This is a genomic window from Cellvibrio fontiphilus (genome assembly GCF_042646205.1).
Classification (GTDB): Bacteria; Pseudomonadota; Gammaproteobacteria; order Pseudomonadales; family Cellvibrionaceae; genus Cellvibrio; species Cellvibrio fontiphilus_A.
In genome coordinates this window covers 453,030-466,666 of the sequence record NZ_JBHRTF010000002.1, presented here as the reverse complement: position 1 = coordinate 466,666, position 13,637 = coordinate 453,030, and the positions used below count along the sequence as shown (strand labels likewise).

The following is a 13,637-nucleotide window of genomic DNA, read 5'->3' as shown; positions in this document are numbered from 1 at the left end:
GGTGTAGCGGCGGAGTTGTAAACGCGCTGCGATAAAACATTGTGTGTATTTGCGGGGGCTATGCCCCCGTTTTGTTTTTCCGGGGGGCCGTTTTTCCTTTTAAAATGATGGATATATTCATCATTTTGCTGAAAAATCAGGTTTTTGATGCATATATCCATCATCGGGCATAAAAGTGCGTCACTTTTGCCATGATTTTCTGTTTACCCCTGTGAGTTCTTTTTTCGCCTCATGACATTGCCTCCCGCCGATATGCGCAGCCCCCTCGCCATTTTAAATTCCACCTTCGGTTACCACGAATTTCGCGGCCCGCAAGCCGCGGTGATTGATGCGCTGGTGGCCGGTGAGGATGTGCTGGTGCTTATGCCTACCGGCGGCGGTAAATCCCTGTGTTATCAAATTCCGGCGCTGGTGCGCGAGGGTGTGGGCATTGTGGTATCGCCCTTGATTGCGCTGATGCAGGATCAAGTCAGTGCGCTGCGCGAATTGGGTGTGCGCGCCGGGTTTTTAAATTCCTCGCTCAGTGCGCAGGAAATGTGGCAGACCGAACTGGCGCTGCAGCGCGGCGAATTGGATTTGTTGTATGTCGCGCCCGAGCGGTTGATTCAGCCGCGCACGCTGGAATTATTGCATCACAGCAAAATTGCCTTATTTGCGATAGACGAAGCCCACTGCGTATCGCAATGGGGTCACGATTTCCGCTCCGATTATTTAAAACTGGAATTGCTTCACCGCGAATTTCCGCAGGTGCCGCGTATTGCCTTAACCGCCACGGCGGATGTGCGCACGCGCGATGAAATTATCGCGCGCCTGCAATTGGAAAACGCGCGGCAATTTATTAACGGCTTTGATCGCCCGAACATTCAATACCGTATCGCCCAAAAAAATAATCCCAAAATTCAACTCATGCGCTTTTTGCGCGATGAACAGCAGGGCAACTCCGGCATTGTGTATTGTTTGTCGCGCAATAAAGTGGAGCAAATTGCGCAGTGGTTGAGCGATGAAGGTTTTACCGCGCTGCCCTATCACGCCGGTTTGCCTGCGGATGTGCGCCAAAAAAACCAGCAGCGGTTTTTGCGCGAAGACAACATCATTATGGTGGCCACCATCGCCTTTGGTATGGGCATAGACAAACCCGATGTGCGGTTTGTCGCGCATTTGGATTTGCCCAAAAGTATTGAAGCTTATTATCAGGAAACCGGTCGCGCCGGGCGCGATGGTGAACCGGCCACCACGCTTTTGCTTTACGGTTTGGAAGATGTGGTTAAGTTGCGGCAAATGATGGCGCAGAGCGAAGGCAGCGAAGAATTTAAACGCAACGAACAACAGCGTTTAAATGCCATGCTCGGCCTGTGTGAAATTACCAGCTGTCGTCGCCAAACCCTGTTGCGCTATTTTGGCGATAGCTTGGCGCAGCCCTGCGGCAATTGCGATTGCTGTTTAACCCCACCGCAAACCTGGGACGCCACCCAAGCGGTGCAAATGGCGCTCTCCTGCGTGTACCGCACCGGTCAGCGTTTTGGTGCGGGCCATGTGATTGATGTATTGCGCGGCAGCAACAATGAAAAAATCCTGTCGTTTGATCATCACAAATTAACCACCTACGGCATTGGCAAACATTTAAGTAGCGATGAATGGAAAGCCATTTTTCGTCAGCTGGTTGCGCGTGGATTGTTGGATGTGAATAGCGATGGTTTTGGCGGTTTGCTACTCAATGAAACCTGCCGCCCTTATTTGCGCGGCGAAGAAAATATTTATCTGCGCCGCGATATTAAAGCCACCAATCAATCGCCGCGCCGCGCCAATATCAGCGATGCAATTGAAGCGGAAGATCAAGGCCTGTGGCACGCGCTGCGCGCCTGTCGCAAACGCTTGGCCGAAGAACAGGGCGTACCGCCCTACGTGATTTTTCACGATGCTACATTGCGCGAAATGTTGGAATTCCGCCCGCTTACACCCGAACAACTGCGCAGCATTACCGGCGTAGGCGACAGCAAATTAAAACGTTTTGGCGACGAATTTTTAGCGGTGATTCGCGCAGCGGAATACGAGGAATAAAATGGACTCACTTTCACAAGTTGCGCTGGGTGCCGCTGTTGGTGTGGCGGTGATGGGGCGCAAAACAGCGCTCTGGAAAGCCGCCGTCATGGGCGCGGTAGTGGGCACCTTGCCCGATCTGGATGTGCTAATTAATCATGGCGATCCGATTCGCGATATGACACTGCACCGCACCGAAAGTCACGCGCTGTTTTATCTCACATTAGCCGCGCCTTTGATTGCATGGATTACGGCGAAACTCGCGCGTGAAATGGATTTGTTTAAACACTGGTGGCTTGCGGTGTGGCTGGTACTCATTACTCATCCACTGCTCGATACCATGACGATCTACGGCACCCAGCTTGCGTTGCCGTTTAGTGATTATCCCTTTGGTATTGGTAGTGTTTTTGTCATAGATCCACTTTACACCTTGCCATTGTTACTCGGCACTGGCGTGGCGCTTGCGCGCAAACAACTAGCGGGACTGCGCTGGAATACCCTCGGCCTTGCTATTAGCAGTGCCTATTTAATGTGGGGGCTGGCGATGCAATTCTACGTTGGCACGCTCGCCGATAAATCGCTCACCGCGCAAGGAATTTCTGCGCAGCAGCGATTAGTTACTGCAGCACCTTTTAACAGTGTGTTGTGGCGCGTAGTGGCGATCACACCAAGCGGTTATGCCGAAGGATTTTATTCATTACTGGATGACGACAGGAATATCCAGTTTATTGAATATCCACGCGGCGAACATATTTATAACCTTGTGCGCAGCAACTGGGAAGTTAATCGCATCGCCTGGTTTAGCAAGGGTTATTTTAAAATGGAAGAAAAAAACGGGGTGCTAAGTATTGCGGATTTGCGCATGGGCGTTGAACCCTACTACAGTTTTACTTTTGATATTGCCACACGCACGCGTGACGAACATGGCGAACGCATTCTTTTTACCAGGCCTAAACAGCCCATGCCGGATATTCAAGGTGCCGACACTTTGCATTGGTTTCAACAGCGCTTCTTGGGCGACACAGATCAGTCATTAGTGGAATTTTTGAAAGGAAACTAGGGCGTCCTTTCGTTTTATTCCCTTGGCACAAACCCGAATCCCACGAGCGGAAATCCTGTGCCAATTGTGCGTCCCGCTAATGGGATTCACACCATCAGCATAATAAATAATCGATAAAAATCAGCCACTTAAAAAATGGCATAGAAGCTGCTCTAGCCCTTCCATCGCTATTGGAATAATGGAAGCGCAATGGACATTCGCCTCGAACCACAAAAACCGCGTCTGCGTAAACACCATTGGTTATTGGTGTTGGCAGCGCTGGTAGTTATTTTTTCCGGTTACTACCTCTGGTATCTCGGCCAGGCGGATATCAGTGTGGATGCCAATTCGCTGGTGTTTGATGAAGTCAAACGCGGCAACTTTACTTTCTCGGTGCGCGGCACTGGTCTACTGGTGCCGGATAATATTGAATGGCTGTCGGCAAGTGTTGAGGGCACTGTGGTAAAACGGGCCGTAAAACCGGGTCACGCGGTAAAAAAAGGCGATGTGATTGTTGAGCTAAGCAATCCGCGTTTAGTGCAGCAACTCGCGGAAGCGCAGTGGGAATTGGCTGCGCTGGAGGCAGAACTCAGCGCGGCCGATGTGGTGTTAGCATCCAGCCTGCAACAACAAAAATCCAATTTGCTCAACGCCCGCTTGGATGTTGAAACCAGTGAGTTGGAATTTTCGGCGCGCGCCGAGCTGATGAAAACCGGCGCAGTGTCGCGCCTGGATTACAACCGTACCCGCCTTGTATTGGATCAGGCGCAACAGCGCATGCAAACCCATCAGCACCAGCTGGATAAAATGGAGGAGTCATTCACTGCCCAGCGCAATGCGCACAGTGCGCGCTTGAATCAACACAAACAGCGCGTGGCGATTATCCAACAACAAGTGAATGATTTGCAGATCACCGCGACTATGGACAGTGTGGTGTTGGAACTGCCGCCGGTATCCGGGCAGCGGGTGATGATGGGCGATAATATCGCCAAGCTTGCGCAACAGGATTCGCTGATTGCCGAATTAAAAATTCCCGAGTTGCACATTCGTGAAGTCATGCCCGGCCAGACTGTGATTGTGGATACACGCAACAATAAAATTAGCGGTCAGGTAGCCCGTGTTGATCCCGCAGTGATTAACGGCACTGTGCAAGTGGATGTGGTATTTAATGAACCATTACCCGATGACGCACGCCCTGATCTGAGTGTGGATGGCGAAATAAAAATTACTGAAATTGCCGATACGCTTTACGTGGCGCGCCCGCTGTTTACGCAAAGCCGCAGTGAAACCCTGTTGTACAAATTAACGGAGGATGGCCATTTTTTTGAACGTGTGGCGGTGCAGCTGGGGCAGGGTTCTGCCAATCACATTCAAATCCTGAAAGGTTTGGCGGCGGGCGATAAAGTCATTATTTCCGACCCCACCCGGTTTCGCAGTTATGACAAGCTGCGCCTCAATTAAGATCCCGCTGTGAATAACCCCGACATTTTATTTAAAGGACGTTAAATAATGACTGACCAACAAAACACCCATCGCCGTGCCAATCAGCAGAGGCAATTGCTACCCGCACTGACCGGTATTCGTTTTATCGCCATACTGCATATTTTTTGTTTTCACCTCTGGGTATTGTTCGACATGAAAAAAGAACCCGGGATGGAAAATTTACTGCGCGATATCAAAGAATTGCCGGGGCCACTGGTGACGGCGATCAGCAACGGCTGGATGTCCACCAGTTTTTTCTTTTTGTTATCGGGTTTTATTTTGGCCTATTTGTATTGGGACGAGCATGGCCAGCTGAGTATTACCAAAAAAACCTTTTGGCTCACGCGCGCGATACGGATTTACCCTATCCATTGGATAATCATGTTAATTACCCTGTTAATGACCACGGGGTATCAATTGTCGCTCGGCAATAGCCCGGCCCTGCTATTTGCCAGCGGCCTCGCCACCATCACCCTGACCCAAGCCTGGTATCCGGATTTTGTGCCCATCTGGTCATGGCCGACCTGGACTATTTCGGCGCTGGTATTTCTCTACGCCCTACTGCCGTTTTTATTGCCAATGCTGGCCAAATTATCGCGCCGTGCATCGATTCAACTCTTGTGTGCCCTGCCGTTTATTTCGCTACTACCCACAGCTGTTTATGCGTGGTTTTTTCCTGCCGGTACCGAGGCGCCGGGATTTTGGAAAATTTTTATTGGCTCTACGCCGCTGTTTTGGGTAGCACATTTTGTGGCAGGTATTTTATTAACCCGGGTGGTGGGAATAACACGCGCGAACACTATTGATAGCAATAAAAACCCGAGTTGGTTTGCCTGGGGTGATGTCGCGCTGGTGGCTGTGATAGTAATCGCGGCTACCCAGGAAATTGCCGAACCGTTTAAATTTTTTATGCGCCATGGGCTGATGATGCCGCTGTACATGATCATTATTGTCGATCTGGCCCGCGGTAAAGGTTTTGCGGCACGGGTATTTTCGCTGCCGTTTATGGGCTTTCTGGGTGAAACCGGCTTTTCTATTTTTATCTGGCAAAATGTTGTCATGATGATGTGCGGCGCCGTGATTATGTTTAACCCCGATGCGGGCCAACACCAATTTTTATGGGCCTTGGCAGGTGCGATTGTGCTGGGCATTTGCAGCACCTACCTGATTGAAAAACCTATTGCACGCAAACTGCGGCGCAAATATTTGCCGCTGGATCAAACCAAACACCAATACACATCAACAACCAAAACCGCTGCGGTTTTGCCAGCTGCAACTACAGCAATAGGTTCACGCCATGAATAATCCATTAATAACACTGGAAAACCTGCAAAAAATATTTCTCACCGAAGAGGTGGCAACCCATGCGCTGAGTGATATTTCACTCAGGATTAATAAAGGTGAATATGTGTCCATCGCCGGGCCTTCCGGTTGTGGCAAATCCACGCTCTTATCACTGCTGGGTTTATTGGATAGCGCGAGTGCTGGCACATACAGGCTCGCGGGCAAAGAGGTGTCCACTATTTCGCGGCGCGAGCGCGCACGCATTCGCAATCAGGAAATTGGTTTTATTTTCCAATCCTTTAATTTGATCAGCGATCTGGATGTGGAAGAAAACGTAGAGCTGCCGCTCACCTATCGCCGTGATTTAAGCAAAAGCCAGCGCAAACAATTAGTGAAAGATGCTCTCGCAAAAGTGGATATGGCGCACCGCAGCAGGCACTTTCCCGCGCAATTATCCGGTGGCCAACAGCAGCGTGTGGCGGTTGCGCGCGCTATTGCCGGGCGCCCTTCGATTTTATTAGCTGACGAACCCACCGGAAATCTGGACACCAAAAATGCGGAAGCGGTGATGGATTTGCTCGATAAGTTGCACGCCGAAGGCGCCACTATTTGTATGGTTACCCACGACCCGCGCTCCGCTGAGCGCAGCCAGCGCAAAATTGATGTGCTCGATGGCCGTGTTGTTTCTGACAAAACCCTAAAAAATCCAGGGATGTGAGTATGTATTTTATCAAGGACATTCAATACGCACTGCGGTTATTGGCAAAAAAACCGGGCTTCACCCTGCTTACAACTTCGGTGATGGCGGTGGGAGTCGGGCTGAGTGTATTTTTGTTTTCCATGTTTAATACCATGATTTTTAAAGACCTGCCGTTTAAGGACAGTGATCGTCTGGTGCGCTTTCATGTAACACAAGATGGAGTAGAAGCCCGCGATAACATTGAACTGCATGATTACGCTGAAATAAAAAATACACTACGGGGCGTGGAATTATTTTCTGCCTATAGAGAACTCAACATAAATGCCATCGGGCGCGAGGGCGCGCGGCGTTATCGCGCTGTAAAAACCGAGCCGGGTATTTTCCAGCTTACACGCACTGCTCCGCTACTCGGGCGCGAATTTAACCAGCAGGATAATCAGCCGGGCGCGGAAGATGTTGTGGTCATAGGTTATGAAGTCTGGCGCACCCAATTTGGCGGCGATGAAAATATTATCGACCAAAGCCTGCGTATCGATGGCACACCCCATAGAATTATTGGCGTTATGCCGCAGGATTATTGGTTTCCGAGTAATAACGATGTGTGGCTGCCGCTGCGCCAAAGTGCCACTAACACAGCGCGCGGCAGTGGCGACAAACCGTCTATTGCCGCCCTGTTGGAAAACAATGTGACGCAAGCGGATGTTAATCGCGAACTGGCGGTGATTATGCAGCGCATTGCCAGCCGCTACCCGCAGAGCAATAAAGGTTTGAGTCTCTATGTGAATGATTTCCAGCGCGGCGCCGAGGGCGATGGCATTCAAGTAATTTACTCCATGCAAATCGCCGCGCTATTAATTTTATTGTTGGCGTCAATCAACGTAGGCAATTTATTGTACTCACGCGCGATTGAACGCAATAAAGAAACGGCCGTTCGCGTTGCCTTGGGCGCACCCCGTGCACGTTTAATCAGCCAGATGTTGTGGGAGAGTGCAATTATTTGCAGCCTCGGTGGTTTAATCGGCCTGTTGGTACTCGCCTGGGGTTTACAAGTGACCGCTGCCACTGTGGCTACGTTTTTTACCGACAAGCCGGCGTTCTGGTGGGATTTTGGCATTGATGCTTACACGCTAAAAATATTTTTCGGTTTTGTATTGGCGACTATTTTGGCAACGGGTTTATTGCCGGCATGGAAAAATTCCGGCGCCGATTTTAATGCGGTGCTGCGCGATGGCACGCGCGGTGCGCTGGGGAAAAAATCCGGGCGCCTCAACCGGATCTTGGTGATCAGTGAAATATTTTTGTCGATGACGGTATTGATTGCGGCGGCGACTATGGTAGTGGGCGCTTATCGCGCAACCGTCACTGATTTTGGGGTAAAGAGCGATAACTTATTAACCGCGCGCACATTGCTGCGCGATGTTCACTATCAAACCCCGGAGCAAAAAACGCAATTTGTGAATGCACTGGTCGCACAATTGGAAAATAGCCCCGGTCTTGGCAAGGTGTTAATTGCCACCATGTTTCCCGCCGATTGGGGTTGGACACCCAGCATTGCCCTGGAGGGAAAAGATTATTCCCATGTGCAGGAAAGTGCTTACCCAAAAATTAATTATGTTTCGGTTACACCCGGCACCTTGGAAAAACTTGGCGTAACCCTGACGGCAGGGCGCTATCTTGATAGCAGTGACGATGGCTGGGGTAAACGAACCGTGGTAGTGACTGATAGTTTTGCCGCTGCCCATTTTCCCGGCGAATCCGCACTGGGTAAACGTTTGCGTGTGCTCGATGCGGTTAGCCATGCAGATCAATGGCTGACGATTGTCGGTGTGGTGAAACATACGCTCTATGGCGATGCCAATAGCGAATCGGGAAAAATGCCCAGTGTATTTCGCCCTTACAGCCAGGCGCCAAGAAATGATTTCAGTATCGCCATCGAAATAAAAACAGATCGCCCCAGCGCAATACGCACCCTGCGCAATGCGGTGGCTGCTATTGACCCGGAATTGTCACTCTTCCAGATAGAAGACTACGCCACCAAAAAACAACGCAATGGTGCGCCTATACGTTTTATCAGCACGATTTTTATGATTTTCGGCATAGCGGCAGTAGTGCTTGCCGGTACAGGAATTTACGGTGTGATGGCCAATACCATTAGCCAGCGCACCCAGGAAATTGGTGTGAAACGCGCACTGGGCGCACAGGATCAACAAATCGCGCGGCAATTTTTATGGGCGGGTGGCAAACAACTTTTGTGGGGCGGTATACCCGGTGTCGCAGCAGGTTGTGCCATGGCGTTTGCTATGGCTCATGTAATTGGCATTGGCGCCGGCGATTTATTGTTTATTGTTTTGCTAATGGTGAGCATTATTGCGGCGGTGGTGCTTCTGGCGACTTATCTTCCCACCCGGCGCGCACTGCAATTGGAGCCTGCCGATGCCTTGCGTTATGAGTGAAATAATTTTCAGGCGAGCACTGAATCAAATGCTAAGCCGATAGTCAAAATCGGCGTGTTGTTGATCGGTATATCTAAATATCAAACAAGGGAATAGTGTAAAAATGAAACAAAATAATGCCTCAGTGCGGCTATTTATTTTTATGGTTTGCAGTGCATTGCTGCTGACTGCCATCTGCTCTTCTTATTATGTATTGGCCGATGAAACGGCATTAAAACCGCCGCCAACCAGCGCGGAGGAATTGATTTTGTCGGGTGATGCCTATTGCAATCAGGCGCAACAGGCATCCATGTTTTCCGCCTTGGCGTTGGCTAAAAAATGTATTGCGCAGTACGAGGCAGCAGTAGAACAATTTCCCGATAATGCCGATGCGCTAGTGGCTGCAATGCGTTTTTATTTTGAAGCACCGGGTTTTGCCGGCGGCTCCAGTAAAAAAGGCAGGGAATTATTAGCAAGGCTGGATAAAATTTCCGCTGAAGATGCAAATACCTACCGGGTATTTTTACATGAAAAAGAGGGCGACCCGGCGGGTGCTATGGCGCTGGCAGATAAGTTGAGCCAACAGCCGTTTGCATCGGCGCGCAATCATTATGAATTGGCACGTTTTTATCGCGACAAACAACAACTTGCCAAAGCCAAACCCCTGTTTGAAGCACTGCGCAACCAACCGGTCACTGCTGCAAACCAATGGTATGTTAACGACAGCCTGTTGCAGTTGGGGGAAATTATCCTGGCAGAAAAACAGGATGTAAATGCAAGCATTGCATTGATAGAAGAATACAAACGCAAAAATACCGACCCCCAGGATCAACATTATTTTTGGTCTACCTGGAGTTTGGCCAAGGCCTATAAGGCCAAAGGCAATACCGAAAAATACACACAACTGGTGCAACAAATCCAGGCCGAGGATTACCAAGCCAATGCCGAATTTGCCAAGCGCTTTGAAGCCGGTATAAAGTCAAATGAATAAACCTGTGCGGCCGGCATAGGGTCAGTTGCCGGTTTTTTTCTGTGGATCTTGAATGAAAAAAACAATTCTTGTTGTCGATGACGACGATGGTGTGCTCTCTGCGCTGTGCATGTTACTGCGCGCGGAAGGTTATATTCCGCTTGCCATGACCTCGCCAGAGCAGGCGCTCGCGGTGCTCAAGCGCGAAGATGTAGCTTGTATTTTGATGGATTTAAATTACTCCACCGATACCACTTCGGGTGAGGAAGGGCTAGCGCTGATTCGTGCAATTCGCCAATTAGACGAGTTAGTGCCTGTTGTCGTCATGACGGGCTGGGGCACTATCGAGGTCGCGGTTAACAGCATTAAACAGGGCGCCAATGATTTTATTCAAAAGCCTTGGGAAAATGAGCGCTTGCTCAGCATCATTAACAGCCAAAGTCAGTTGGTTGCTGCGCAAAAACAAGCGCAGAAATTGCGCCAGCAAAATCAATTGCTGCGCGAGGAAGCAAACCGCAATGATGCAATAGTGGCGCAATCGCCCCTGACCCTTGAACTGCTGCAAACTATTGCCCATGTTGCCAACAGCGATGCCAGCGTAATGTTCACCGGCGAAAACGGCACCGGCAAAAGTATGTTTGCGCGCTACTTGCACCAGCTATCGCCGCGCAGCCAAGCCGAACTCATTTCAGTCAATATGGGCGCGGTGAGCGAAACCCTGTTTGAAAGTGAAATGTTTGGCCATGTGAAAGGCTCGTTTACCGATGCCAAAACTACGCGCATCGGTCGTTTTGAATTGGCAGATGAAGGCAGTTTATTCCTTGATGAAATTGCCAATACTCCTTATTCCCAACAGGGAAAACTCCTGCGTGTACTGGAGGAAAAACAGTTTGAAAAAGTGGGTTCCAGCAAAACCCAGCACACCGATTTTCGTTTGATTACGGCCACCAATTGCGATCTTGCAGTTGCCGTTAACGAGGGAAAATTCCGCAAGGATCTGCTCTATCGCATCAATACCCTGGTCATAGAAATCCCACCGCTGCGACAACGGCCGGAGGACATTATTCCGCTGGCCAATAGCTTTCTGGCGAAAGCGGCAAAAAAATATGCACGCCCGGCACTTACCTTGACGGCGGAAGCGCAAGCCTTGCTGCAGGCCTACCCCTGGCCGGGCAATGTGCGCGAATTGGCGCATGTGATGGAGCGCGCGCAAATTTTGTCTAAACGGGAACAGATTTATAGCAGTGACCTTGGATTAAGTGGCGCTCCTGAGCTGATTGAAACACTGCCACTGGCATCAACAAGTTCATGTGCAACCGCCCCTGAAGTGCCGGATCTGCGCACCATGGAAGAAATTGAAATGGCCTTGGTTACCCAGCGGTTGGCCTATTTTAATGGCGATGCAACTAAAGCGGCCGAGTCGCTTGGCTTTAGCCGCAGCGCGTTTTATCGCCGCTTGGAAAAATTAAAAACTTGATATGCGCAGGCATCAGATATTTGAAGCCGGGTTAATTCAGCTGCTGTTACTGGCCTGGGTGCCATTACTCTTGCTGTTATTGTGGGTGATGGCCTATGCCCGGATTTCTATTTGGCTGATATTGCTGACAGGGTTAATCGGTAGTTTGATTATTTTGTACAGCAGTTATTTTATTTATCAAAAAATATCCTACCAATTTCGCAGTATCAGTAATTTATTGGAAGCGCTAATTCAGGGTGATTACAGCTTGCGCGCGCGCAGCCATAAACAGGGCGGTGCATTTAATGAAGTGGTAGAGGCTATTAATGGTTTGGCGCAGCGTTTAAGTCATGAGCGCTGGCAGTCGGTAGAGAGTCAATTGCTGCTGCGCACGATTATCGACCATATTGATGTCGCCATTGTTGCGCTCACCCAGACCAATGAAATCCGCTTTGCCAATCCCGCGGCTATGCAGTTATTGCAAATTGAACAATCGCATAATCAACAATCACACAGTCAACAAGCGCTATTGCAACAGCTCGAATTTGTGCGCGAACTCACTAGCGGTTGTCAGCAAGTGGTAGAGCTGTCGCTGGGTTACCGGCAGGGGCGTTTTACTGTCTATGTGGAGGAATTTCGCGAAGCCGGGCAGCAGCACAAATTATTATTTATTACGGATATTGGTCATTTATTGCGCAGCGAAGAGCGTAAGGCCTGGCAAAGTCTGGTGCGGGTGATTAGCCATGAAATCAATAATTCCCTCTCGCCGATTGCATCAATCAGCCAAACGTTAAAACGTTTGCTGGAGCGTCAGGGCGACAGTGAAACCATCAGCGCCAGCTTGCACGAAGGTTTGGATATTATCGGCGAGCGCGCAATTGGCTTGAGCCAATTTGTGGACAGTTATAAACAACTTGCGCGCTTGCCCGAGCCGGTTGTTCAGCCGGTATCGCTGCGCACCCTGATTGAAAAAGTGGCGGCACTGTTTAATCGCGCCAGTATTGTGATTGAAACCCAGGGCGATCTGCTATTGCAGCTTGATCCGGTACAGTTTGAACAGGTGCTGATTAATCTCATCAAAAATGGCCTTGAAGCCAATGCGCTGGGCAACTCCGATGGCCTTATCCAAATTCACTGGGCGCTTGGTCGCCAGTTTTTTACCTTGAATATTTGCGATCAGGGCAGCGGTATTAGTAATCCCGATAATTTATTTGTGCCGTTTTACAGCACCAAAAAACAGGGCTCTGGTATTGGTTTGGTATTGTGCCGGCAAATTATTGAAGCGCACCAGGGCTACCTCAGCTTGAAAAATAGGCCCGGCGGCGGTTGTTGTGCCTGCATTGAATTGCCGCTTATGGCGATAAATAAATAGATCTACTCGCAAAGCAACAATGCACAGATTGACGAAGCGCGGTATTAATGATTAATTGGCGCGTCAATCTAATAAACAGGAGCAAGGATATGACTGACGCAAACCCCTACCAAACCCCGCAAAGCAACCTGCAAGAGCCGCAATCGGTGCAATACAACACCAATCCCGATTGGGATATAGGTGGCATTTTCAAAGAGGCCTGGCAGTTAACCAGTGGTTTTAAAGCCACCATGTGGGGCGCTATTTTAATTTACATCGGCATTATGATTGCGGTGTCGCTGCCCTTTGAATTGATCGGCAAAGATTCGGTAGTCATGATTGTGATTGGCCAGATTATTATCAGCCTGGTTACCTACCCGCTCTCTGCCGCGTTTTCCATGTTGGGAATCAAACGCAGTGTTGGTGCTGCAACCAATGCTTTTATGGTGTTTGATTACTACTCCAAATTGTTAAAAATATTTTTCCTCTACGTGGTTATGACCCTGCTGATTATGATTGGCTTGGTATTACTGGTTATCCCCGGTATTTATTTGATAGTGGCCTATTCACTGGCACTGCCTTTAATGCTGGAAAAAAATATGGGCATTTGGGAAGCGCTGGAAACGTCGCGCAAAACCATTTCACGTCAATGGTTTGCAGTTTTTGGTTTGTATTTGGTAATGCTGGTGTTGTTCCTGCTTGCCATGTTGCCACTGGGCATAGGTTTGATCTGGATGTTGCCGTTTGCGTTTATCGCGATGGGTGTGCTTTACCGCAGCCTGTTTGGTGTAGGCGCCAACGTTTAAGTCTTTCATTTCTGCCGCGGCAGATTCCGCTTTATTCATCCCTGCTCCGCGTTGCCGGAGCAGGGGCGATGCAAAACCTC

The 13,637-nt window shown here is 49.6% G+C and carries 10 protein-coding genes; all 10 read left to right on the top strand.

From position 1 onward, the window contains the following. Positions 1–252: 252 nt before the first annotated feature. The gene (gene recQ / locus ACFODX_RS03865) at positions 253–2,058 is read left to right on the top strand and encodes a DNA helicase RecQ (RefSeq protein ID WP_378116956.1); all 1,806 of its coding nucleotides are present in this window, start codon (positions 253–255) and stop codon (positions 2,056–2,058) included. 1 nt (position 2,059) lies between these two features. After that, on the top strand, positions 2,060–3,097 hold the full coding sequence (locus ACFODX_RS03860) for a metal-dependent hydrolase (protein ID WP_378116237.1): 1,038 nt from the start codon (positions 2,060–2,062) through the stop codon (positions 3,095–3,097). A gap of 189 nt (positions 3,098–3,286) precedes the next feature. Continuing rightward, a complete protein-coding gene (locus ACFODX_RS03855; protein WP_378116235.1) occupies positions 3,287–4,537 on the top strand; it encodes an efflux RND transporter periplasmic adaptor subunit in 1,251 nt (416 codons plus the stop codon). Positions 4,538–4,585: 48 nt separating this feature from the next. Next, complete coding sequence (locus tag ACFODX_RS03850; RefSeq protein ID WP_378116233.1) at positions 4,586–5,863, top strand: acyltransferase family protein; 1,278 nt, start codon at positions 4,586–4,588, stop codon at positions 5,861–5,863. Then, positions 5,856–6,560, top strand: coding sequence for an ABC transporter ATP-binding protein (locus ACFODX_RS03845; RefSeq protein ID WP_378116231.1), 705 nt, complete (start codon positions 5,856–5,858; stop codon positions 6,558–6,560). The genes ACFODX_RS03850 and ACFODX_RS03845 overlap by 8 nt, the downstream gene beginning before the upstream one ends. Positions 6,561–6,562: 2 nt before the next feature. Beyond that, positions 6,563–8,995: an ADOP family duplicated permease gene (locus tag ACFODX_RS03840; protein WP_378116229.1), complete on the top strand. Its 2,433-nt coding sequence runs from the start codon at positions 6,563–6,565 to the stop codon at positions 8,993–8,995. Between the two features lie 103 nt (positions 8,996–9,098). Then, positions 9,099–9,965, top strand: a complete 867-nt coding sequence (locus ACFODX_RS03835) for a tetratricopeptide repeat protein (RefSeq protein ID WP_378116227.1) — start codon at positions 9,099–9,101, stop codon at positions 9,963–9,965. Positions 9,966–10,017: 52 nt separating this feature from the next. Further along, entirely contained in the window at positions 10,018–11,421 is a 1,404-nt protein-coding gene (locus ACFODX_RS03830; protein WP_378116225.1) for a sigma-54-dependent transcriptional regulator, read from the top strand. 1 nt (position 11,422) lies between these two features. Next, the gene (locus ACFODX_RS03825) at positions 11,423–12,772 is read left to right on the top strand and encodes a sensor histidine kinase (RefSeq protein WP_378116223.1); all 1,350 of its coding nucleotides are present in this window, start codon (positions 11,423–11,425) and stop codon (positions 12,770–12,772) included. An 89-nt stretch (positions 12,773–12,861) separates the two neighbouring features. Continuing rightward, positions 12,862–13,557, top strand: a complete 696-nt coding sequence (locus ACFODX_RS03820; RefSeq protein ID WP_378116221.1) for a hypothetical protein — start codon at positions 12,862–12,864, stop codon at positions 13,555–13,557. The last annotated feature ends 80 nt before the right edge of the window (positions 13,558–13,637 follow it).

Excerpts from the sequence above, each read along its gene's own strand:
- ACFODX_RS03820 (WP_378116221.1), top strand. The coding sequence starts at position 12,862 with ATGACTGACGCAAACCCCTACCAAACCCCGCAAAGCAACCTGCAAGAG.
- ACFODX_RS03860 (WP_378116237.1), top strand. The coding sequence starts at position 2,060 with ATGGACTCACTTTCACAAGTTGCGCTGGGTGCCGCTGTTGGTGTGGCG.
- ACFODX_RS03830 (WP_378116225.1), top strand. The coding sequence starts at position 10,018 with ATGAAAAAAACAATTCTTGTTGTCGATGACGACGATGGTGTGCTCTCT.
- ACFODX_RS03840 (WP_378116229.1), top strand. The coding sequence starts at position 6,563 with ATGTATTTTATCAAGGACATTCAATACGCACTGCGGTTATTGGCAAAA.
- ACFODX_RS03835 (WP_378116227.1), top strand. The coding sequence starts at position 9,099 with ATGAAACAAAATAATGCCTCAGTGCGGCTATTTATTTTTATGGTTTGC.
- ACFODX_RS03855 (WP_378116235.1), top strand. The coding sequence starts at position 3,287 with ATGGACATTCGCCTCGAACCACAAAAACCGCGTCTGCGTAAACACCAT.
- recQ (WP_378116956.1), top strand. The coding sequence starts at position 253 with ATGCGCAGCCCCCTCGCCATTTTAAATTCCACCTTCGGTTACCACGAA.
- ACFODX_RS03825 (WP_378116223.1), top strand. The coding sequence starts at position 11,423 with ATGCGCAGGCATCAGATATTTGAAGCCGGGTTAATTCAGCTGCTGTTA.
- ACFODX_RS03850 (WP_378116233.1), top strand. The coding sequence starts at position 4,586 with ATGACTGACCAACAAAACACCCATCGCCGTGCCAATCAGCAGAGGCAA.
- ACFODX_RS03845 (WP_378116231.1), top strand. The coding sequence starts at position 5,856 with ATGAATAATCCATTAATAACACTGGAAAACCTGCAAAAAATATTTCTC.